Origin of the sequence: Paenibacillus sp. OSY-SE (genome assembly GCF_000283315.1) — a bacterium.
Lineage (GTDB): Bacteria > Bacillota > Bacilli > Paenibacillales > Paenibacillaceae > Paenibacillus_B > Paenibacillus_B profundus.
Window position 1 is genome coordinate 13,560 of the sequence record NZ_ALKF01000177.1, and the last position, 24,123, is coordinate 37,682.

Sequence of the window (24,123 nt, forward strand, 5' to 3'; positions counted from 1 at the left end):
CATAACAACGAAAACCCGCCACCCTGTCGGATAGCGGGAATGGGGCTTATTCCATCGTTTTCAGCGTTTCTTTAGCCTTCATAATATCGGATACTTCCTTGTTGGAATACACGGATAGCTTCAAGCTGAGCTGGAACGGCTCGAACTTGCAACGGTATTTATCCAGTTGGTTCTGGCCGCAAGAGTTAGATCCGAGCCCATTCTGCTTATAATCGAGATTCAGCACGATATAATCTCTCTTCTGCAAGTCGATCGTATGCCTGGCAGCATCCAAGTCATCCACTTCATAGTACACTGCGCTGAAGTCCAGCTGCGGATAACCGACAGCCATCAGTCCCGCTCCATAACGATCCGCAAGCCGCACCCAACGGCAATCGGTATGATTTCCATTCTCCTGCGGATACACATAGTCAGTGAACATCTCATCGACTGTCCGCTCATATACGCCAAATAGATTCGCTTGCTTCGAATCGACGTACGATTCTCCCGGCCCGCGGCCGTACCATTTTCCGAATTCGCATGCTTGATTCAGATGCATGGACACTCCGATGCGCGGTATCATTTCAGGCGCATTTTGAATCATGCCCTCAGGCACGCCGCTCACTTCAAAGAGCAGGTCGCCGTTCGGATAGATCCGGTAATGATAACGGGAACGATAGTGCCACGCAGAGTTCGTCGTGCCGTTGATGGTCGCTGCAGTAAACCGCACATAGTCCCCGGCATGCTCGTAGGACACATCCTCCACCATTTCATGCATCAGATGCATGAAGGTTTTCTTTTTATAATCTTGTACGATTTCCATATCGTTATCGATCGTTGCCCGCCAAAATTGAAGCTGCGGCCCTTGCTCCACGATGACTGTGCCGTTGCGCTTCCATGATGTCATCCGGCCTTTGACTGTATCAAAGCGAATTTCAAAGTCGTCCCCGCGCACGATGAGCTCGCAGTGCTGCTCTTCAACCTGCAAGGTGCCGCTCGGTTCAATCACGAATGGTTCGGTCTGAATCGGCAGCATGAATTGGGCCGTCGCCAGCTCATGTCCCTTCGGCGCCCAGCGATATTCACGGTTCAAAATGTACGATATATTCAAATAGTAATCCGTGCCAAGCTCCGGTTCAAAGTCGAGCGAATAGTCAAGCTGAATGTCACGGCTGGAACGGGCTTCAATCCTTGACAGGTCCGCTTGCCCGGTCTGCAGAATTTCATCGTCCTTCACGATGGAATAGATGAGCGTCAGATGATCCAATGGGGCAAAGTCATATTTGCTCTCGACCGTAATCACGCCTTGGCGCAGATCGACCGCATGGGTATGCACGGGTTCGATGACCTTCTTATACTCCAACAGCCCCGGCGATGGCGTGCGATCTGGCATGATGAGTCCATCGATGCAGAAATTCCCGTTCGTCGGATCGTCCCCGAAATCACCGCCGTAGCGGTAATACGTGCGACCGTGTTCATCGACGCTCCGGATGCCGTGGTCGAACCATTCCCATATGAAGCCGCCCTGCAGCTTGTCATGGGCATAGATCAGATCCTGATAATCCTTCAAGTTCCCTGGACCGTTCCCCATTGCATGGGCATATTCACACAAAATGTGCGGTTTCGTGGACGTCTCGATAATGTTCTGCATCGTCTTCCTCGTCGGGTGCTCCAGCCACGAGTACATCGTCGAATATACATCCGTCACTTCCGTCTCATAGTCCCCTTCATAATGCACTAAGCGGGTCGGATCCAGTTCCTTCGTACGCTGTGCCATCGCCTTGAAGTTATGCCCGAAGCCAGATTCGTTGCCTAACGACCACATTACAATGCAAGGATGGTTCTTGTCACGGTGGATCATCCTTTCGATTCGATCGACATAGGATAGCTCCCAAGCCGGATCGTCGGAGAGCCAGTTGTAATTGCCCGTTAATTCGAACCCGTGGCACTCAAGGTCAGTCTCGTCAATGACATACATGCCGTACTCGTCGCACAACTCATAAAGATACGGAGAGTTCGGGTAATGCGCCGTACGTATCGCGTTAATGTTATGCTGCTTCATAAGCACAATATCTTTTACGATATCTTCCTTCGCTACCACGCGGCCAGTTACCGGATGATAATCGTGCCGATTGACCCCTTTCAGCTTAATCGCGACGCCGTTGACGGTAAACGTATCCCCTTTTGTCTCGATTTTGCGGAATCCGACCTTCTGCGGCACGACTTCCACAACCGTATCCCCTTCCTTAATCGTTAATAGCAGGGTATACAAATAGGGCTGTTCAGCGCTCCACAGCTCCGGCGCTTGGACATGCTCCCGAATAGTTGCGCTTGCCCCCGCTTCTATCTCACCGGATAGCACAAGTCGGCGGGAAGCATCCAGAAGCTCGTAAGCCAGCGTAAGACCAGGCTTGGCCCCGCGGATTGCGGCGTTGATCTGCAGCTCCGCTGCTGTGTAATCAGAGTTCAAATCCGTGACGACGCTATAGTCTTCCAAGCCCACCAACGGCTGCGTGTACAAATCGACATCGCGGAAAATCCCACTCAGCCACCACATATCCTGGTCTTCCAGATACGTGCCGTCCGACCATTGGTATACGCGGACGGTAATTTCATTGTCTCCGTGATGAACATAGCCGCTAATATCAAATTCCGCCTGCAGGCGAGCGCCCTTGCTATAGCCGGCCTCCTTGCCATTCACCCACACGTGAAAGGCCGAGTCCACGCCATGGAACCGCACGATCACCTGCTGATGACGGAGCCAGTCCTCGCCCATGGTAAAGTTCCGTTTATAAATACCGGTAGGGTTGTCCGTCGGTACATATGGAGGACGGATCGGGAAGTTGTACCACAAGTCGGAATAGTGCATGTTTCCGTAGCCCTCAAGCTGCCAATTGCTCGGAACAGTAATCTTATCCCAACCCATGCAATCGAACGAAGGCTGTTCAAAATCTACAGGCGAATACTCGGGCGCTTCAAGGAATTTGAATTTCCAAGTGCCATTTAGACTTTTGAAATGATGGGTATAGGCCGGTTGATTATATAACGCCTTCTGTCTATCTGGATATGAATAAAAGAATGCCCTTGGTTTCATCCGGTTGACATGAGAAATCGAAATATTTTCCCATGTTTTTACGTTGTTCATGTTAGATAGCCTCCCTTTGTTTCCCTGTTGTGGATAAATATGTTTACGTTCATAACGTCGCCAGCGAATAACCGCAAAGCCCATAAATATAATGAAACCGAGCACGTTGAAGAGAAGTGTAAATATTTGATCAGCCTCTTAATTGCAATCGTTTACAATGAAACTTTACCATTTGTTTTACTTGTTATCAATATCTTTTAGTAAAACTTTTACCAATAAGGTGACGCATTTATATCTCACATGTGCGTTTTAGTAAAAAAAATAGAATAAAATAAAGCAGCCTGTTTTTAGGCTGGTTTAGGCTATTGTGAAGCCCCATTAAGGTTGACAACGAAACAAATAGGGGTGGAGGGGGGCCGCTGGAGAGACCAGGCGATCGCCTTTGAATCCGAGCCATCCCCGTACAGTTTCATCCCAATGAGTTAAAGTGCCTGTTCAAAAAGGACACTTTTCAGCACCGATATGTATCACCTTTTACCGATTAGACATCATCCATTTGCCCCGTCTCCGGCGGCTCCAGAAGGTCCATGCCACATCGGTCAAGAAATAGAGCATAAACATAGGACACAGCATGTTCCATACGACCGACAAATGACCATATAGCGCCGCTACCCAAGGATGAACCCAGTGTACGACGGCAAAGGACAGGAGGAGCCAATAAAGTGAGAACTGCAAACATATATGTCCGTGCAGCTGAAGCGGATACTCCGAGTAGTCCCACCATTGACGGTAAAATACTTTCTGCAGCATCAATCCGCTTATATATTCAACGGCCGAGGGGATGATGAAGCATAAGAGGAGCATGGTGCTCCAATGCGCTCCCCGCTCCGCGTAGAGCAACAAGAGGACCGGTGCAATACCGTACATCGGTTTGAATGGTCCCCATAGGAAGCCTTCTTTCCAAAAGGTTCCCGTCGTGAACCAACTGTATACTTGTTCCAATACCCATCCGCCAAAGGAGTAGAGCATAAAGTAAAAGAGGAGCGCGAGCGCATCCTCCACTCCAGAGAGAGCCGGCTGAAATGGAATAGATGGAGTGAACAGATTCATAAGGATGACCAACCTTTACGTAAGATGTGAATCTCCCTTATTATGGTTCGCCATCCTTACATTATTCCTCTTGCCTATCTATGAAGGTGCTTCACAAACGTCGTTACCAGCTTGGACCACGTTTTTTTCATTTAGGCTCCCAATCGGCAAAAAAGGCCGGGGATTATCCCCCGACCTTGATGTATCATGCTTACATCTAAAAATTGATTTGGATCAGTTTTATTATTAGGTTCGCCGAAGGTTTGGCGTTCCAGCTTTGTTTCTTGTCTCACCCATTGGATTTAGTACAATGAAAACAGCTCTTGAACCTCATTACGGTAGATTCCATTGGAATTCATACAGTACTTTGCCATTTATTCCGCAGAATTCGCTGAACCCAGCCAGATCCACTGTATAAAATACAGTCCACATGCCGTTTAGCCGCTCAATCGATACATTCTACTGTATATTTTCCAATGGGACAAAATATTAGCCCTGCAAGCCTTTCTTCACCCACTCGGCAACCGTTACAGTACGCTTCGCTTGGTGCATGACCGCTTCGCGCACATTCTCTACCATATTGCCATCCTGGTCCACCGTAACACTAGTTCCGTATGGATTGCCGCCTGCGGCAAAGATGCTAGGATCCGTATACCCAGGTGTAGCTACAATTGCTCCCCAATGGTGCATCGTAGTATAGAGAGACAGAATGGTCTGCTCTTGGCCGCCATGTGGATTCTGAGCGGAGGTCATTGCACTTACAACCTTATTAGCGAGTTTCCCTTGGAACCATAAGCCGCCTGTCGTATCGAGGAATTGCTTCATCTGAGCCGGCATATTGCCGAATCGGGTCGGAATGCTGAATATGATCGCATCAGCCCACGTCAGGTCATCATGCGTCACGACTGGCACGTCCTGTGTGGCATCCACATGGGCTTTCCAAGCCGGGTTGCCAGCGATCACGGATTCTGGAGCCAGCTCCTGCACCTTCACTATTTTCACTTCTGCTCCCGCTGCCTTCGCACCTTCTGCTGCCATTTGTGCCAATTGATAGTTCGTTCCAGTGGAACTGTAATAAATAATCGCTAATTTGACATTGGACATGTAAGACACGCTCCTTTAAACGTTTTGATTTATGGTTTCTTCGGATATAACGGATAGTCTACTTCTGTCGGAACTTCAATGAGGACTATCTGCAATCCGTTGGCGCCTTGGGCGGCAAAATGGACCTGACCGTCTTCTTCCGAACGAAGAACGAGGAAATCCTTCTCCTCGAATGATTGTGCGCCAGCATCATCGGCGGAGCACTTCCCGCCGCCTCTTACGGCTAGAACTGCCAGTGTTCGGTTAGGGCGTAGAGAGTGCACGTATGAAGCGCCCGGCGCCAACGATACGTCCCACATCCCGGCATCAGCCACGATATGAATGGGAGATGACCCGCCGATGACGGTCTTCACCGTCATTCCCTCTTGCTCTTGCTTGGGAAGCTTATGATCCTCATATGCGGCGTACTGTGGATCTCTGCGCAGCGCGTCCCGAATATTCGGTTCAAACCAGATCTGGAATAGCTCAGCGTCTGGGCCTACGAGTCGTTCCTGATGATATACACCAGAACCCGCCTGAATGAGTTGGGCGCCGCCAGGACCAACTATGCTTTCCGTTCCGAGCGAATCTCCGTGATAGGCTTGCCCGTGAATGACATAAGTGAGAATTTCAAACGCCTGGTGGGGATGCGAGCCAATAAAGCCTTCCACTTCCGCATGCGCCCATGCCCAGTAAAATAGCGGACCCAGTCGATGTATGGCCGATCCTTCTCCGGAAAATCCAATGGGCTTCTGCTCGATAATCATGCCTCCATCGAACTCCCCAGAGCCTTGCTCGGCTGGAGTCAGAACGCGAAGTTTCATCTTGGACACCACCTTTCATCATTGTTACCCATTGTCTATGAAGTATGAATTATCACGAAATCTATAATTACGAATTCGAGATATCTGTCAAAAAAGAACGAGTTCAACACTTATCTTGAACTCGAGATAATTATAGATCGCCATTCCATCTATGTCAAATCGAAAGTCGATAAAACTTACAAGTTGCTTATCGTTTCCACGAGAAGCTCTTCTTGAAATGGCTTGATGATGAAGCCCTTCGCTCCGGCGCAGAAGGACTCCCTTATAAAATAACTCTGTCCCATCGCTGACACCATGACGACGTTGGCCTGTTCATCATTCATGCGGATCTGACGCAGCGCAGCTAATCCGTCCATGCCCGGCATCGTAATGTCCATCATTACAATCTCGGGCTTGAGACGCTCGTACTGCAAGACCGCTTCGTTGCCATCGGCCGCCTCGCCTATCACATCATAACCATTGCGCTCTAATATATTTTTTAATACATGCCGCATAAACAGCGAATCGTCAACGACGAGCACCTTTTTCATCATGCACCTCTCCAATGTTCCCCGATTTACCCCCGTTCTGTGCCAGTTGCTTCACGACTTCAGCCAATGCATCGATGATGGTCAAATCGTACTGCTCATGATTGGAATAGAAATAACCCATTATATCTGCGTCAGACCTTTCCATATCCTGATACGCTCTGGGCACTTTCATTGCCGCATACACGTCCGCGACGGCAGCCAGCCGCCCAATCGCTGGCACTTCCATCCGGCCGGCTGGATATCCGCTTCCATCTGCGCGTTCGTGATGATATAGGCAGAGGTCCACAATGTCCTTCTCCATACCGAGCTTTCGCAGTATGCCCACTCCCTCCGCCACGTGCCCTTCCAGCTCATCCCGCTGGGATTGGTCCAGCTTCTTATCCGATTTTAATATATCATCCCCCATGGACAGCTTACCGATATCATGAAGAAGCCCGCCGAGATACACATCATCAATGCGCATATGCTGCAGAAATGCGCCTTGGAACCGTAAGTAAATCAATAGTTGAACCGACGCATATCCCGTAACGAGGGAATGCATTGCCGTATCGGCATCCCGGCATTTCAACGCTTCAAATAAAGCCTGGGCCTGCTGCCACTTGATCTGCTGGCGATGATTCCGCTTCATGTTCGTATAGAAGCTTCTCGACAGTTCCATTATCATGCAGTGTCTCCCTTCCTAAGCCATTTGCTTCCACCGTAACAAAAGACCGTTCCGATGCATAGCGATCTGACCGTTTTGTCCAAGCGCCGTCCACAGACGATGTTCATGCGTTTTTCAGTCCGCAAGCCCGGCCGTCTGTCCTCAACCTGTCCACAGCAAAAAAGAACCACTGCCGATGTGTGTAATCGACAATAGTTCCACTTGGTGGTTACTGGATTCAATTCAATTTGTCCAATGTTGTCTTGTTGTCCTCCAACCAGGCCAGATGCTTCTCTAACCAGCGAATCCAATGGGCTTTATCTTTGGACTTCCAATCCGCATGATCCCAGTTCAACAAATACCTCTGTTTGAACAAGCCGACAATGAACGGATCTTCAATCGAAATATGAACGTTCTCTTCCCCAGAGAACGCTTTGTGCCCTGATGGCTTGACACGGAGCTGCACTTTCAACTGATTGTCTTCAAACAGGATGAGCCTGCTCACCCGCTTATGCTCCATATCTTGTAGATTGTACACAAGCAAATTGACGGTGGGATACCCCAGCATATGTATAATATGTTTGACGCATTCGATACGATCCTGTACCGAGAAACACAGATCGACACCGAACAACGTCATTTTTCCGGTTCGCACAAATTGTATGAAGCTGCTCTTGGCCAGCTTGCAGTAAAACTTATAACTGGACATTTGGGTTAACATGAGCGCTCTTTTTTCTCGCATATTATGAATCAGTTCATCACGGCTATTAGTAAATGAAGGAACCTTCAGATGCTCCAGCATGCGTTCGAACAGCTTGTCAGGCATGAATATGGATGGAATGGTGCGAGTTAACAGATACATATCACCCGCCAGATAGTTCCAATGCTCCGCATCGGTGGTGATTGCCGGATCTTGATCATACGTGCGGATGAGCCGCCTGAATGTCTTCAAAACATTGCGATAATAGGTCAGCATCTGGCTTACTGCCTCTGTGTTGCGCACGATAATCGTCAGATCAAATCCCTGTTCCTGCAGATTATAACTTAGTAATGCTCCAACACCGGATATGACGGTTACTCTATCAATGGATACCATCTTATAGTTGCTATTCGGCATGAAGTAGTTGATTTCGGGGCATTCGAGATACACGGCTATCAGCCTTTTGAACGAGTCGTACGAGATCTCATCATATAAATCGTGGATATACCCGACACCAAGCTCCCATCCTTGCTGCGATAGCTGCTTGAGCTGACGGATGAGGCCCTTCCGCATGTCTTCAGGTTCATTCAGCAAATCACTCCCCCACCGCACTATGCTGACTAACTGTTTGTCCGCTGAATCTTCGGCCTTGCCCGCTTCTTTCAGCATATCAAGCAGCGCTTGATGGTAGCTCTGCGAATTGCAGCAAATTTCGGCACCAATGGGAAGATGACATGTCCCATGCAAAGGTTGGATTGAATGTCCATCCGCTTCCGCCAAGAAAGGACTGGCTTCATCTGCTTCGTTGGCTTGGAACGGCCATGATGCGTGATTGCGCTTGGAAAATTTGGAGAGCGTATACGCGTGCTGCAAAGCGTGCTCCACCCATTGCTCGTATTGTTTCTTCCGAGGCATGGAAGAATGACTTTCTTCCGGTTCGGGAGCGTAGCACAGCAGCAGCGGTCTGATTCGGTCCTCCATCGGGGAATCGGGCACGATGAGCCCGGCGATTTCAGCGGCGATGGAATGGCACAGGCTCGTCATGTTGTTCTGCTGCGGCAACCGCTGCCCGGTCATCCATTTATATACCGACGACACTTCGAAGTGAAGCGCATGCGCCAAACGCCGTGCCGTCAATCCAGTAATGTCCATCATCGTCTTGAGGCATCTGGAAAAGCTCAGTCTGTCACTCATTTCATTTCATCTGCTTTCATCATTGTAAAAATAAGACTTTAGACTCATGCGTCCATTATATCATCGATTGCACAAGAACAATAAACTTTGCGCACGAACACCATCGGCGCACAGTCCAAAAAGGGGCGCAGCAGCCCCTGGACATGTGGAGAAACTTAAGATCAAGCGAAAAGCAAACAAGTATGACGGGGATGACAGCTACTCGCTCATAAAACGGTTCGTAAATTCAGCGCTGAGAGGCTCATTATCCGAGAACAAATCCGGGAATACGTGCAGCATTTCAAACAAAAGGTCTGTCATTCGCACCGTATTGCATACTCGCGCTTCTGCATCACCGAATGTTCCCTTGTACATGACGCCTCTTTGCTCGAATACATCTTCTACCTTCCAGAAATGCTCCGACCAATTCTTCCCGTAATGTCTCCGGGAAGGGACCGGTATCTCCGTACCGTCAGGCAGTACGGTGTACAGCAATTCTGGCTCATCAGACACCCGCCCGGGAATATCGGCCCATTCCTCCACCCCGTGCATGAACGTGTTCCGCCGCAGATCGACGCCAATGAGCAGGATGGCAGCCTCCCGGTCCAAGAGCTTTCCCCAGACCGATTCCCTTGCGCAAGGCGTATCGCAACGTTCGTCTCCAGTTGTAAAGTCTATTGCATCTGCTCCTAATGCTGCTACCGAATGCGTCGGATGCCAAGAACGAACCACGCCTTGACGTCTGCGGAACAACTCCGGAAGTATGCCTATGCAGGACGGAGAAGCATCCACATGGAACTTCGGGTTGTCCACATTAATATTTGCCCACGTATGGGTGGGAAGCACCAGCAATCCATCCTTCATATACTCCGACAGTGCATTGAGCACCGTATTAGCTCCGTGTTCCACCTCGCCCATGCTCTTTAACGAAGAGTGAACGAGCAGCGTGCCATGCTTGTCGATGTCCAGTTGCTCCAATTGCTTCATCAAGCTTGCTTTCGTATGCACAGCAATCCTCCTCTATAGTCCCATTGCCAATAGTATACCTGATTTTGAAAGGTACGTATTGACATGACGAAACACCGACGACTACTAAAAAACAATCCAGTGGGAAATGCCGTCATGACCAACCAACCAGTGAGGGAAGCGAGACGCAAGGAGTGCCTGACGTCAAGCCGCTCCATACCGTCATCCGCAATAATACGATCGATCATGTGCGTTAGGAGAGAAGAAATCTGCGCCATCGTGCCGGTCCATTCTGAATCATCCACTTTAAACAACAAGAGTTGAAGGAATTACAAGTGGGAACCACGTGAAAAGAAGGTGTTGGGTACATAACCGCGCTGGGTGAAAGCATCATGATCTGCGAAAAGACGGAGTCCGCCATATTGGCAGAGACTCCGTCTAGTATTGAGGGAAGCCGTCCGCTGTCAGCGGGCGGCAATTCTCCGGCTTATGAAAGAATCGAAGCCGGCTTTGATGACGGCCACAATCGGTACGGATATAAACATGCCGATAATGCCGAACCATCCGCCGCCGATAATAATTGCGAGTATAATCCAGATCGGACCAATCCCCACCTTGTTGCCCAAAATTTTGGGTCCAATGAGGTACCCGTCCAATTGCTGCACCAGGAAAATGAACAGGACAATCCACAACGTCTGGGCAGGGGACACGAACAACGTAATGATGCCGACAACGACCATACCCATGAACGGCCCGAAATACGGAATGACATTCGTTGCCGCCACAATCAGGCTGGATAGAAGCGCGTACGGCGATTGCAGGATGAGCAGGCCTGCAAACACAATGGTGCCAATAACCGTCGCATCCAAGATAACGCCGACGAAATATTGCGAGAAGATGTTGTCCGTCCGCTTGACGATCGCAATAATCGAGTCAGCCCGCCCCTTGGACAGCAGCGCATACAATATTTTGGTAGAGCCCCCGCCAATCTTCTCCTTATCCTTCAACAGATAAATCGAAATGATAAAGCCGATGACTAAATTAAGCAGCGTGGAAGTGAGTGAAAGCAGACTGGACAGCAAATTGTTCAAAATCAACTTGAGAAAGTCGCTGATTTGACTAGAGACGGAACTCAAGTACGATCCGAGCTTCTCGCCTAATCCCGAACGGATAAACCATTCTTGCTCCAGCACATTCGATCGTATCCATACGTCAGTGCTCGCCAGATAGCTCGGCATGTTGGTAAGAAGATTGCTGACGCTGGTGATGACCCTTGGCGTAATCACCGTGATGCACAGCACGATAATTCCCAAAAATAACGTGTACACGAGCAATATGCTGTACATTCGCTTCAATCGGGTCTTAGCCAGCAATGTTCTCTCCAATACGTTCACGAGCGGCCGCAGCAAATACGCAATGAAAAAAGCAATGAAGAGCGGCGTAAGCATGGTTAAAAAAGAAACGACAACGCCCATTACGTTATCGATATTGTCAACAAGCTTGTACAGCACCAAGCCAATAGTGAATAAACCTAAATAATATAACGTTTTCCGATCCTTGAACATCGCGACCTCCGGGACTGTAATTTTCTCTGCACACAGATAAGTATATATGGATTACGTTTTGAACTACAAATCGGTTGCCGATCATAAAACAAGCCGGCATCTGTTGATACAGACACCGGCTTGCGGACGAACGAGAAGGGGATGAAGCTTATTGCTTATAGTCCGTGTTCAATTTGAACAACCTTTCAATATCCAATTAGGCGTTATTTTGGTCTGCAGCACGGCCGAACATCATCCGGTCAAGAGAAAGCAAGGAACTGCCGCTTACGAGTAAATGCAGAGACATCGCCATTAACGCCAAATCGAGTTCGTAACCGCCGACGAAGCCCATTGACCATTTGACCGTCGCAACCGCGCCCAGCATGATGATAAAAAATGCACCGGAAACGATGCGCGTACCGAGGCCAAGCACCAAGCAGATGCCCCCTACCAGCTCGATCGCGGCAACGACATACGCCATAAATCCAGGAATACCTACGCTGTCGAAGAATCCGGACGTATTTTCAATCCCACCCTGGAATTTTTGCAATCCGTGCACGAAGAAAATAATGCCAAGCACCAGACGAATAATTAAAGAACCTGTTCCTTTGTTTGCAAACATAATGAAATCCTCCTCATTTGAATGATTGTACATTTTTCAAACTACATACTGTAGTGCTATATGATAAAAAGTAGTGCTATATGATAAAAAATTAGGACAACGCAACAATAAACATAGCGCACAACACAAGCAGCACCTGCAGCGAGATCATCGCCGGCGTAAACGGAAGCTTCCACGAATCATCCGTCTCCGGTTCGACTAGCTGTTGAATGCGGTAGTTGATCGACGTGTCAGCAAATGACACATAGGAGAACGGCATCGGTGCCGTTTGGCCGCGTTTTAGCATTTTGAACAGGGCGCTTCCCAAGTGTGCCGGTGTCCCAAGCCGACTGATCGCATAATGGTCCGCCAGCACTTCTCTGACGATTTTATATTTTTGTCTAGACCATTTCAGGATCGGAAGGTACCACATAACCGATGCGAACAGTGATACCGCAAAGGTCTTAATCGGGTCTCTATGCTTCTGGTGATACATCTCATGATAGATGACCGCTTCGAGCTCATTGCTGTCCAACAGCCCCATCAGCCCGGTGGAAATAATAATTCTCGGCTTCCACAAGCCCATCGTAAACGCAATCGGCGCGTGATGATCAATGACGATGATGCGTTCTTTACCACCGTTATAGGAGTAATTGAAGGCTGCGGTGTGCCATTCATGCCGATAGGTCTTTAATCTTTTATAGGCATTCTTGGAAAGCACGATCTGTCTCACTACAGCGAACAGCATTAAGAACAACGTATAAAAGACTAAAGCATCAAGAGCGTAAGCAAACGTGGACAAGCCGTAATTCTGCATCAACGTCGAGCATACCTCGACGAGGTTAAAATGCAGTTCCCAGCCTGCGAGAACTTGCATCGAGTACATCCCCATCTGAAATAGAACAATTGCCGCAATCAGAACGGACGACCCAAAAATCAGCTTTGATCGATTATTCCACATGGATTACGTGTCCTTTTTCCACTGTTTTATTTTTTGCTCGAGCTTATCCAACAGTCCTTCATCTACATCCTCCAATGCATCGAGCATGTGATTGACCACAAGAGGGCCGAATTCATCCATCAGCTCGTGCGTCAGCTCCTTGGATTGGGTATCCAGGAATGAGTCGCGGCACAACACCGGGCGAAATAACGAAGTTCTTCCTTCCGTCCGCTTGAGCAGAATCCCCTTCTCTACCAACCGGTTCATCACCGTCATAACGGTATTGAAATTGACATTCTTCTCTTGCTCCAGCTTCTTCTGAACATCTTTGATCGTCATTTCGTTGCCATCCCACAAGATGTTCATAATCTTGGCTTCCAGCGGCCCGAAGAAACGATTCATTCCGCTCTCGTGAAACTTGAAGTTCTGAATCTTCATCACAGCACGACCTCCCCACTACGAATTGTAGTGTGAAACCGCAGGACATGTCAAGTATGTCCATATTTAGGTATGATTATGCTCAACAAGCGAGCCACCTCCATCCATCGCTTGTGTAAGGGGAATGGCTCGCTGTTATTAATAAAACTGTACGTGAACAGGCTCCAACTTACATTCTACAATATCGGCGAGAGCAGGCGGGAGATCGATTCGACGAAGCGGCTGCCGATGCCTCTCCGCTTGTATTCGGGCCACGTCAAGAGGCGCGCATCCCGCATATCGTCTTCGAATATACGCTCCAACCGCGCACCGATCCCGTCGTCATAGACGAAGGCATTCACTTCGAAGTTCAACTCGAAGCTGCGGTGGTCCATATTGGCCGTGCCGACAGAAGCCGCTTGCCCGTCCACCACGACCGTTTTGGCATGGAGAAATCCTTTCTCATACCAGTAGCACTTCGCTCCCGCGCGGAGCAGCTCTCCCAGATACGAATTGGAGGCCCACTGCACAACCCGGCTGTCTCCTTTTCTCGGTATCATGATGCGCACATCCACCCCCGATTGGACGGCGACCTTAAGCGCTGTCAGCACACTGTCATCTGGCACTAGATACGGCGTCTGCAAGTAGATGCGTTCCTTCGCCTCAAAAAAGAGTTTGATCATGCCGTTGCGGATTTGCTGCTTGTCCGAATCCGGTCCGCTCGCCACGATTTGTACAGCCTTGCTGCCGTTCGTATTGATATCCGGAAAGTAGGTTGGAGCAAACGGAATATATTGTTGCGCCGCAATCGACCAATCAAGCATGAACTGCGCCTGCAGCCGGTGAACGGCATCTCCCTTGAGCACAAGGTGCGTGTCGCGCCAATGCCCAATTTTCGGGTCCAGTCCCAAGTACTCATTCCCGATATTGAACCCGCCGACAAAGCCTACCTCTCCGTCGATGACCGCAATTTTGCGGTGGTTGCGGTAGTTGACTCGCAGATTTAAATACGGAATCCGGGACGGGAAAAATCGATAAACCTCTCCCCCTGCTGCCCGCAAGCCTTGCAACGCGTCCTCCTTCAAACCAGGCGAACCGATGTCGTCGTACAGCAGCCTCACCTCGAGCCCTTGCTCTGCTTGGGCTGTCAAAGCATCGATGACCCTTCTGCCCGTCTCATCCCCTGCCAATTTGTAATAGAGCAGATGAACATGGTTCGTAGCGCTATGTATGCGTGCAATGAGCGCATCAATTTTTTCATGACCATCCGTTATAATGTCGACCTCATTGTTCTGCGTTAAAGGCGAGTAGTTGTTCGCCAGATTCATGTAAATTAATTGCTCATATTTCTGATTGGAAGGCTGTCGATAAAAAAACTCCCCTTGCTGCATCTGCCGCACCTGAACGGCAATTTCATCTCGTACGAGCCGCTCGGTGCGCGGCTTTATTTTATATACTTTTCGGCGCGCCAGATTTTGTCCAATTAAAATGTAAACGAGAAAGCCAACGTACGGCAAGAATAGCAGCAGCATAAGCCACGCCCATGTTACGCCGACGTTGCGCCGCTCCAGAAAGATGATGACCGCCGCAAACAAAAAATTGATAACGACAATCCACTTCGCCAAAAAGTTGATTGCTTCTGACATCCACATTCGTATGGTTCTCCTGTTCTATGACTGTTCCTTGTTGTTCAGCGGCAGCCAGCGAAGCACATCCTGAATCCGGGCGTCCCAATAGGCCCAATCATGCGTACCTGGACCCTCATCGTATGTGTAATCAAGAGCCGTCTGCCGTACCGCATCGCGGAATAATACATTATCTTCATACAAGAAATCCTCGGTGCCGCAGCATTGATACAGCATCGGCTTTGCGCCTTCTGTCCGCTCACATTGTGCGAGCAGGTGAAACAAGTCATTCGGGGTATCCGATATTTTCGCTTGGCCATAGACCAGCTTATAATCCATCGGCATCATATTATCGCGGAAGTACGGGTTCGCCATATTGACCGCGCCGGATAAGCTCGCCGCTGCCGCGAAACGGTCTGGATGGGACAGCGCCCATTTGAATGCGCCGTAACCGCCCATGGACAGCCCGGCGACGAAATTATGTTCGCGCGCTGGAGATAACGGGAAGAAGTCCCGTGCAATCGCAGGCAGCTCTTCCGTCAAAAATGTCCAATATTTATACCCATAAGCCATATCGGTGTAGAAGCTGCGCTGCACTTGCGGCATGACGACAGCGATCCCCAGTGCGGCGACATACCGCTCAATCGAGGTGCGCCGCAGCCAAGTCGAATCATCATCCGACAGTCCATGCAGCAGGAACAGCGTAGGATGAAGCTGCTTGGACACCGCGACATTTTCCATCCCGTACTGAGTCGTCGTGTTCTGTGGCAGAATGACGGTCATGGACGTATTAAACCCTAATGCTTCGGAATAAAAACTGCAATTGATCAGTGCCACTACTCTATCCCCTTCCACGTTTTCTTTAAGAGGTTGCTCAAAAAGCTCACTTTTGAGCACGAAGTCAGTCTAGAAGCACATTCGACATCGAATCTTGCAATCACCCTTGAAGTCCGGTGCTCATGTAGTCTCGCCTACACTCCGCTCTCCTTCTTCGGCTTCTTACAACCTTCTTGGTGCTGAAAAGCAACCTTTTTGATCTCGCATTTCTAAAGAGGTTGCTCAAAAAGCTCACTTTTGAGCACGAAGTCAATCTAGAAGCACATTCGACATCGAATCTTATAATCACCCTTGAAGTCCTACATTTATCATAACCGATATTTTACCAACACAAAAGACGTGCCCAAGCCCCTCCTCCTCATCACACAGGATAAGGATAAGGATAGGCTTGAAGCACGCCCTGCAAGCAAATAATTTGCGTTTAAACGACTTCCTTCCGGACCCCTCCGCCCGAGAACTGGCTGTTGTACAGATCGGCGTAGAGCCCGTCTTGTTCCAGCAGCTGCTCGTGGTTGCCTTTCTCTATGACACTGCCTCGATCCATGACGAGAATGAGATCGGCATCACGAATCGTGGACAAGCGGTGGGCAATGACGAAGCTCGTTCTGCCGTTCATCAGCTCATTCATTGCCTTCTGGATATATACTTCGGTACGCGTATCTACGCTGCTTGTCGCCTCATCCAGAATCAATATGGCCGGGTCGGCCAAGATGGCGCGGGCAATCGTCAAGAGTTGCTTCTGACCTTGCGATATATTTGACGCTTCTTCATTCAGAACCGTATCGTAGCCGTCTGGAAGCGTGCGGATAAAATGATCGGCATGCGCTGCCTTAGCAGCCCGGACTACATCCTGCTCTGTAGCCCCTGCTCGGCCGTAAGCGATGTTATCACGAATGGTTCCGTTAAATAGCCACGTATCCTGCAGCACCATGCCGAACATGCTGCGCAAGCTGCCGCGCTTCAGGTCAGTGATGTTCACACCGTCAATCGTGATTGCCCCGTCATTAATCTCATAGAAGCGCATGAGCAGGTTGATGAGCGTCGTCTTCCCTGCGCCTGTCGGTCCGACGATAGCGATCGTCTGGCCCTGCTTCACATCGATATTCATGTCTTCAATCAACATCGCATCTTCCTTATAGCCGAACTGAACATGCTCGAAGCGAACATCGCCTTGCGGCTGAGCAATCGTTGCAGCGTTGGCCGCTTCCTGCACCTCCTCTTCCTCGTCGAGCACTTCGAATACCCGTTCCGCAGAAGCGATGGTCGACTGAATCATATTGGCGATGTTGGCCGCTTGGGCAATCGGTTGGGTGAACTGTCTGGCGTATTGAATGAATGCCTGGATATCCCCGATTTCAATCGTTCTCTTCGTGACAAGAACGCCGCCGACAACACAAATTAACACATAGCCAATGTTGCCAATGAAGGACATGAGCGGCATTATCATACCGGAAATGAATTGAGAGCGCCAACTGGAATCATACAGCTTATCGTTAATTTTATTGAATTCATCTAGCGATTTGTCTTCGCGGCCGAATGCTTTAACGATTTTGTGTCCGGTGTACATTTCTTCGACATGTCCGTTCAAATGTCCGAGCGAAGTCTGCTGACTTTTAAAATGCTTCTGCGAACGCTTAGCAATCATTATCGTGACCACGAAGCTGAGCGGAAGCGTCAGGATGCAGATGAGCGTCATTAACGGACTAATCGTCAGCATCATCACAATAACCCCGATAATCGTAATTACCGATGTAATGAGCTGCGTCAAGCTCTGCTGCAGCGTGCTGCTTATATTATCGACGTCATTCGTCACCCGGCTCAAAATTTCACCATGAGTGCGCGAGTCAAAATATTTCAGCGGCAAGCGCGACAGCTTAGCATTGACCTGCTTCCGCATGTCGTACACGATGCGCTGCGCTACGCCAGCCATCAAATATTGTTGAATATAGCTGAACATGGCACTTACCAGATACAGTCCGATTAAGACGAGCAGTATTTGCCAGATGTACTCAAAATCGATACCCGTGCCTGTCATCAAACCCTCGAACAGCTTGGTCGTCGCCTTACCCATAATTTTCGGGCTGACAATGGTGAATACGGTACTAAGCACCGCCATAATAAATACGGTAATCAATTGGTATTTGCGAGGCTTTAAATAGCCCATCAGTCTTTTCAATGTGCCCTTGAAATCCTTCGCTTTCTCTGCCGGCATCGACATACCTGGACCCATCGGTCCTCTATGTCCGCCAGGCTTCGGCCCTCTTTGTTGTTCACTCATGCAATCTCCTCCTCTGACAGCTGTGAGGATACGATTTCCCGGTATACGCTGCAGGAATCCATCAGTTGCCTATGCGTGCCGATCCCTGCAATGCGACCTTCATCCAGTACGATGATCCGATCGGCGTCCATGACCGTGCTTACACGCTGTGCTACGAGCAGTACAGTGGATTCAGTCGTCTCTTCTTTCAACGCTGCGCGCAGCTTCGCATCGGTCTTGAAGTCCAGTGCGGAGAAGCTGTCGTCGAACACGTATATTTCCGGTCTCCTTACTAGCGCCCGCGCAATGGACAAGCGCTGCTTCTGCCCGCCTGATACATTCGATCCGCCTTGCGCAATCTCAGAGTCGAAGCCGTCCTGCATGGCAGAAATAAACTCGGTCGCTTGAGCAATATTCGCAGCATGGCGTATTTCTTCGTCTGTCGCGTCTTGCTTGCCGTAGCAAATATTATCGTTAATCGTGCCTGTGAAGAGCACGGCCTTCTGTGGAACGAATCCAATCTTCGAGCGCACGTCTTGCTGCGCCATCTCGCGTACATCTACGCCGTTAACCATAATGCTGCCGCTGTCCACATCATAGAAGCGCGGAATGAGGCTGAGCAGCGTAGATTTACCTGAGCCGGTGCCGCCAATAATTGCCGTCGTCTCGCCTGGGCTTGCGCTGAAAGAGATATTGGAAATTGCCGGTTGTTCCGCGCCCGGATAGCTGAAGGTTACATCGTTGAACTCGATGTATCCACGCTCGCGATTCGCTTGCTTCACCTGCGCAGCATCCTTGATTTCCGACTGCATGTTCAGCACCTCGTTAATCCGGGCGGCCGAAGCGGAAGCACGCGGAATCATAACAAAGATGATTGAAACCATAATGAGTGAGAACATGATTTGCATAGCGTATTGAATGAACGCCATCAAGCTCCCGACCTGCATATGTCCATTGTCGATGCGAATGCTGCCGAACCAAATAATCGCAATGGTGGAGAAGTTCATCGCCAACATCATGAGCGGCATGAGCGAAGCCATGATGCGGTTGACCTTCACCGCCGTGTTGGTCAAGTCCTGGTTGGCCTCATTAAAGCGTTCCTTCTCGTGATCGATGCGATTAAAGGAGCGGATAACCCGGATGCCGGTAAGACCTTCGCGCAGCACCAGATTCAATTTGTCCAGCTTCACCTGCATCGCCTTGAACAGTGGAATTCCTTTGCTTGCCACCGCGAAGATAGCCAGAGCAAGCAGCGGTATGGCAACCGCCAGCACAAGCGTCAGCTTCGCATCCTTGGATACGGCCATAATGATACCGCCGATACACATCATCGGTGCGCTGACCATCATGCGCAGTATCATAATCAACACTTGCTGCAGCTGTGTAATGTCATTGGTCGTCCGCGTAATAAGCGAAGCGGTCCCAATCTTGTCAAACTCCTGCAACGAGAAGTTCTCCACATGGGCGAACACCTTGCCGCGAAGCAGTCTGCCGAATCCCGCGGCTACCTTGGATGACAAATAGCTCGCTCCGATCGAGCAGATCATGCCCCCAGCTGCAACGAGCAGCATAAAGCCCCCAATTCTCAAAATATAGGGCGTATCCCCTTGCACAATCCCCGTATCCACAATATCCGACATCAGTGTCGGCAAGTATAAATCGGACAGTGACTGCACAAAAACAAGCGCAAGCACAAATCCGATCGGAATGCGGTACGGTCGTAAAAATCGAAACAATTTCATCATGCTTCATCATCTCCGCTCGACTCGATATCCTCTAAACATACGGGATTTTCCTTGTAATACGTAAATACTTTGAACAACAAATCCGCGAGGAGATTGCTCTCCTCTTCTCCCAAATACGAAATTAGTCCATTAAAAGACAAGTTAAATACCGCCTCTGCCTTTGCGGTCACCTTCTCCCCCTTGTCGGTCAGCTTGATGCGAACCGCACGGCGATCGGAAGGGTCGATCGTGCGTTCCACCAATCCCTTGGTCTCCAGGCCTTTTATAAGCTGCGTAATCGTCGGCGAGGTTACGTGCAGCAGACTGCTGATTTCCGACACCATCATGCCGGGCGTGTTCGGCTTCATTTTCTTTTTAATACAGAACATCACCGTCATCTCACTCGGCTTATGGCCTTCTATCGTACGACGATTCCACTCCGCCTTGTTGAATTGCATAAAAGCCTGCAGCAATTTATGCGCAGTTGTGTTATCCGTCATCTCAATTACCACCTTGAACATTAGTTAGTATACCTATTAATTAGGTATCCAATTTATTTAGTAACCTAATTATATTTCCGTATAAAATCAATGTCAAACGCATTCCGCCGCCTATTTTTTCCTGTTGAGTTGACGTAAATATGGCAGGCTTATACAATGTAGGGAATTCAACCGAATATACCGTTCTTCGTATAACATTGGAAATATGGTCCAGCCGTCTCTACCAAACTACCGTAAATAGTTTGACTACGAGGAAGAGAGCGCTTGTGCGCGGAATTTCATATCCGCAACGACAGGCGTGTTCTTGTTCCTTGCCGTCAAACTCTAGTTGCTGAACTAGAGTTTTTTTGTTGTACTCGCATCGATCTGGAACAGGTAAATGGTAAATCAAAGCTATCATCCTATAACGAGCAAAGGAATGAGAATAGAATGAATGGGAGCAAGCAGCATTGGAAGAAACGAATTTCTGCCGCTGGCAGAACAGAACCTGCCGAGCTTGTCATTACGAATGGACGAATTATCGATGTATTCAATCTGGAAATTATCGAAGGGGATGTCGCGATTGTGGACGGCGTCATTGTCGGCATTGGCGGCAGTTATGAAGGCGCCCGTGTCATCGATGCGGAGCAGCGCTACATCTCCCCATCTTTCATCGATACTCATGTTCATATTGAATCCGCTATGGTTACGCCGGCAGAGTTCGCTCGCGTCGTACTCCCTCACGGCGTCACGACCGTCATTGCCGATCCTCATGAGATCGCGAATGTGGCGGGCACGGACGGAATTCAATATATGCTCGATGCCTCTGACAATCTGCCGCTTGACGTATATGTCATGCTGCCATCTTGCGTCCCGGCTACTCCGTTCGAGCATGCCGGCGCGAAGCTAGACGCAGCCAGCTTAGAGCCGTTCTACTCCCATCCCCGCGTATTGGGATTGGCCGAAGTGATGGACTATCCTTCCGTGCGCCGCGGCGATGACGGAATGCTTGATAAATTGTTGTCCTCGCACCAACATGGCGGGATGATTGACGGTCATGGCGCGGGACTCGATGAAGAGGCCATCAATGTGTACCGTGCGGTCGGGGTTCGCAACGACCACGAGTGCGTTACGGCCGAGGAAGCCAAGGTTCGGCTGCAGCGAGGCATGTACGTTATGATTCGCGAAGGCTCCGTCGCCAAGGATGTCGAAGCGCTCATCCCTGTGGTTACCGCGAGCAATGCCCGCCGCTGTGTATTCTGCACCGATGACAAGCATTTGGACGAGCTGCTGCAGGAAGGCAGCGTCGATCATAACGCGCGTCTGGCTATACGCTGCGGGCTTAATCCGCTACAGGCTATACAGATGGCTTCCCTTAATGCGGCAGAGTGCTTCGGACTCCATGCCAAAGGGGCGATCGCTCCCGGATATGAGGCCGACTTGCTGCTGCTCGACGACCTGGAGCATCTCTCGATTGCCCAGGTGTATAAAGCAGGCATTCTGGTCGGCGCGAACGGTCAATACACCGGGCCGCAGTTGCAGGCCGCCGAAATTCCGTCCCGGCTGCTGAAGACGTTCCACCTGCCCGAGATAACGGAACGGGAATTGCAGATACAGCTGCATGAAGATCGCCGCTGCCATATTATCGGCATCAATCCGAATAGCCTCATTACGACGCATCTCATTGAGGAAGTCGATACGGTGGACGGATGTTTCCACCCATCCGTGGATAGAGACCAACTGAAGATCGCCGTGTTGGAACGGCATCACCATACCGGATGCATAGGGCTCGGCATCGTCAAAGGCTTCGGCATCCAATCTGGTGCAATCGCTTCTACCGTGGCCCATGATTCCCATAATCTTGTCGTGGCGGGAAGCAATGATCAGGATATGCTTACCGCCGTTCAGGCGCTGCGCCATATGGAGGGCGGATTGGCCGTTGCGAGCGGGGGCATCGTGCTCGCGGCCATCGAGCTGCCCTTGGCCGGATTAATGTCCACCGGCAATTATGTCGAGGCGCTTCACCATATGAAACAACTAAATCAAGCATTATCCCAGATCGGCGCTTCAAGCGAGTTCAATCCGTTTGTCACGTTGTCCTTCCTGTGTCTGCCCGTTATACCCGAGCTGAAGCTGACGGATATGGGATTATTCGATTTCTCTACCTTTGCGCATATTCCGGTGTCGGCAGAGAGCACCCGCACCCCTGATTACGTGTCGGGCTGAGTCTGTTCCTCCGAAGCTGAAGTTGCAGCCGCCTTCGCCGCGCCTTTGCCGCGAATGGCGGCCACAGCCAGCAGCAGTGCCGGCAGCACCAGTCCTAACGTAATGGCATGCAGCGCCCAGGTCGTATACATTTCGAACCAAAAGGACGTATTCGGAGAAATCAAGATCGAGTAAACGATGAGAATAATCCCCAGTGGGATGGTGAGAAATCGGTACTCTTTCAGGTTCAAGCTCTGGGCGAAACCGATAACCGAAATATAGTACAACAGCGTCAGTTTGAAATAAATCGTGAAAAACCAAATGATGGCCATCAGCCCTTCAATACGTTCCAAGAAATTGCCGATGCTTATCTTTTTTGCAAGCGCATAACTCGGATATATTAAGCGGGCGGTCGTATCTGGGCCCATTACCAGCACGGACATCATTGTAATAATGAACAATACTGCACCCCCAATTACAATTCCCCAGAACAAGGCGCGTCCTACCCTATCTGGGCGATTGGCATGCGGAAAAACCATCAAAAATACTGCAGTCTCCATAAACGGGAAGGCGGTGAACGGGATTCCCGCTCCGATGACCGGCTTAATGCCGCCTTCAAGCACCGGCAAAATGTTCTCCCACTTAATTTGCGGAGAAATGAAGATGACAAAGCATACAAATAGCAGAATGAACCAGGGAAAGATAATTTCCGCTGCCCGCATAATCGGTTCCAATCCCAGTCTCACTCCGATGATGACCACGATCAGAAATATAATATGAATGGCTTGAATCGGAGTATCGGGCATAATTTGCGTCGTCATGAAATCCCCGATATTTCTCAATGAAAAGGCAGCCATGGTAAATGGAAAGGCAGCCAAAAAGAAAAGAGACACCGCCTTTCCGAGCCACATGCCGAGGATATCTTCCATAAATTGAGCCAGCGTCTTGCCGGGATACTTATTGCCCAGTGCAATATATAAGGGCAATACCGCCAACCCCGTCGCTATCGACAAAAGTGCCGAGATCCAAGCATCTTGGCTCGCATAAGTCGCAAGATATGACGGAATGATTAAGATGGAGCTTCCGACCATAAATAAGGCGACGATGATTGTCAATTGACGCGTGCTGATTTTTCCTTTGTCCAGCATATATGCTTCCCTCCTTCCTCCACAAACCGCTAGAAGCCGCTATTTTAGCACACTGGTATACCAATCGCTCAAGGGCTTATAGACCGCATGAACCAAGCGCATCGGGTTCGGAAGTTCCACATTCATCAGCATGGCGATGCTCAAAATCGTTCCCGACAAGAGAAGAAAGTAAAATACCCGCAGCTCTTTTGTCAACTGTCTCTTCTTTAGGTATGGGGCCTCCAGCTTCAGAATCGCCGCAGCAACCGCTATCATTGCCAAGCTTGACCACATG

20 protein-coding genes and 1 riboswitch are annotated in these 24,123 nt (G+C 49.7%); of the genes, 1 reads left to right on the forward strand and 19 read right to left on the reverse strand.

The genetic code is table 11. The annotated features are described in order from the left end of the window. Positions 1-46: 46 nt before the first annotated feature. The 17 genes from ebgA to A372_RS0112805 form a co-directional block, all read right to left on the reverse strand. The gene (gene ebgA, locus A372_RS0112725) at positions 47-3,124 is read right to left on the reverse strand and encodes a beta-galactosidase subunit alpha (RefSeq protein WP_019421235.1); all 3,078 of its coding nucleotides are present in this window, start codon (positions 3,122-3,124) and stop codon (positions 47-49) included. A gap of 474 nt (positions 3,125-3,598) precedes the next feature. After that, positions 3,599-4,174 carry a putative ABC transporter permease gene (locus A372_RS0112730; protein WP_019421236.1) on the reverse strand — a complete coding sequence of 192 codons (576 nt, stop codon included), beginning with the start codon at positions 4,172-4,174 and terminating at the stop codon, positions 3,599-3,601. Between the two features lie 468 nt (positions 4,175-4,642). Beyond that, on the reverse strand, positions 4,643-5,257 hold the full coding sequence (gene wrbA / locus A372_RS0112735; RefSeq protein WP_019421237.1) for an NAD(P)H:quinone oxidoreductase: 615 nt from the start codon (positions 5,255-5,257) through the stop codon (positions 4,643-4,645). 29 nt (positions 5,258-5,286) lie between these two features. Beyond that, positions 5,287-6,060 (reverse strand): pirin family protein, encoded by a 774-nt coding sequence (locus tag A372_RS0112740; RefSeq protein WP_019421238.1) that lies wholly within the window; start codon positions 6,058-6,060, stop codon positions 5,287-5,289. A gap of 176 nt (positions 6,061-6,236) precedes the next feature. Further along, entirely contained in the window at positions 6,237-6,593 is a 357-nt protein-coding gene (locus A372_RS0112745) for a response regulator (RefSeq protein ID WP_202803270.1), read from the reverse strand. Next, complete coding sequence (locus tag A372_RS0112750; RefSeq protein WP_019421240.1) at positions 6,568-7,254, reverse strand: HD-GYP domain-containing protein; 687 nt, start codon at positions 7,252-7,254, stop codon at positions 6,568-6,570. The genes A372_RS0112745 and A372_RS0112750 overlap by 26 nt, the downstream gene beginning before the upstream one ends. Before the next feature lie 217 nt (positions 7,255-7,471). Further along, positions 7,472-9,127, reverse strand: a complete 1,656-nt coding sequence (locus A372_RS0112755; protein ID WP_157259538.1) for a hypothetical protein — start codon at positions 9,125-9,127, stop codon at positions 7,472-7,474. A 198-nt stretch (positions 9,128-9,325) separates the two neighbouring features. After that, positions 9,326-10,114, reverse strand: coding sequence for an AAC(3) family N-acetyltransferase (locus A372_RS0112760; RefSeq protein ID WP_019421242.1), 789 nt, complete (start codon positions 10,112-10,114; stop codon positions 9,326-9,328). A 422-nt stretch (positions 10,115-10,536) separates the two neighbouring features. Then, positions 10,537-11,637: an AI-2E family transporter gene (locus A372_RS0112765; protein WP_019421243.1), complete on the reverse strand. Its 1,101-nt coding sequence runs from the start codon at positions 11,635-11,637 to the stop codon at positions 10,537-10,539. A 196-nt stretch (positions 11,638-11,833) separates the two neighbouring features. After that, positions 11,834-12,238, reverse strand: a complete 405-nt coding sequence (locus tag A372_RS0112770; RefSeq protein ID WP_019421244.1) for a DoxX family protein — start codon at positions 12,236-12,238, stop codon at positions 11,834-11,836. 91 nt (positions 12,239-12,329) lie between these two features. Beyond that, a complete protein-coding gene (locus A372_RS0112775; RefSeq protein WP_019421245.1) occupies positions 12,330-13,178 on the reverse strand; it encodes a M56 family metallopeptidase in 849 nt (282 codons plus the stop codon). A 3-nt stretch (positions 13,179-13,181) separates the two neighbouring features. Continuing rightward, positions 13,182-13,595 carry a BlaI/MecI/CopY family transcriptional regulator gene (locus A372_RS0112780; RefSeq protein ID WP_019421246.1) on the reverse strand — a complete coding sequence of 138 codons (414 nt, stop codon included), beginning with the start codon at positions 13,593-13,595 and terminating at the stop codon, positions 13,182-13,184. Between the two features lie 176 nt (positions 13,596-13,771). Further along, positions 13,772-15,226: a cardiolipin synthase gene (gene cls / locus A372_RS0112785; RefSeq protein WP_019421247.1), complete on the reverse strand. Its 1,455-nt coding sequence runs from the start codon at positions 15,224-15,226 to the stop codon at positions 13,772-13,774. Between the two features lie 18 nt (positions 15,227-15,244). After that, a complete protein-coding gene (locus A372_RS0112790) occupies positions 15,245-16,036 on the reverse strand; it encodes an alpha/beta hydrolase (protein ID WP_019421248.1) in 792 nt (263 codons plus the stop codon). A gap of 421 nt (positions 16,037-16,457) precedes the next feature. Then, positions 16,458-18,314 (reverse strand): ABC transporter ATP-binding protein, encoded by a 1,857-nt coding sequence (locus A372_RS0112795; protein WP_019421249.1) that lies wholly within the window; start codon positions 18,312-18,314, stop codon positions 16,458-16,460. Continuing rightward, complete coding sequence (locus A372_RS0112800) at positions 18,311-20,038, reverse strand: ABC transporter ATP-binding protein (RefSeq protein WP_019421250.1); 1,728 nt, start codon at positions 20,036-20,038, stop codon at positions 18,311-18,313. The genes A372_RS0112795 and A372_RS0112800 overlap by 4 nt, the downstream gene beginning before the upstream one ends. Beyond that, positions 20,035-20,517, reverse strand: coding sequence for a MarR family winged helix-turn-helix transcriptional regulator (locus A372_RS0112805; RefSeq protein WP_019421251.1), 483 nt, complete (start codon positions 20,515-20,517; stop codon positions 20,035-20,037). Before A372_RS0112805 ends, A372_RS0112800 begins: the two co-directional genes overlap by 4 nt. A gap of 167 nt (positions 20,518-20,684) precedes the next feature. Beyond that, positions 20,685-20,786, forward strand: a riboswitch (purine riboswitch). A 160-nt stretch (positions 20,787-20,946) separates the two neighbouring features. Between A372_RS0112805 and ade the strand changes: the two genes are divergently transcribed. After that, positions 20,947-22,722: an adenine deaminase gene (gene ade, locus A372_RS0112810; RefSeq protein ID WP_019421252.1), complete on the forward strand. Its 1,776-nt coding sequence runs from the start codon at positions 20,947-20,949 to the stop codon at positions 22,720-22,722. Here ade and A372_RS0112815 read toward each other — a convergent pair. Continuing rightward, entirely contained in the window at positions 22,707-23,849 is a 1,143-nt protein-coding gene (locus tag A372_RS0112815; protein ID WP_019421253.1) for a GerAB/ArcD/ProY family transporter, read from the reverse strand. The two genes, ade and A372_RS0112815, sit on opposite strands and share 16 nt — an antisense overlap. Before the next feature lie 39 nt (positions 23,850-23,888). Continuing rightward, the gene (locus A372_RS0112820; protein ID WP_019421254.1) at positions 23,889-24,122 is read right to left on the reverse strand and encodes a hypothetical protein; all 234 of its coding nucleotides are present in this window, start codon (positions 24,120-24,122) and stop codon (positions 23,889-23,891) included. Position 24,123: the final 1 nt, after the last annotated feature.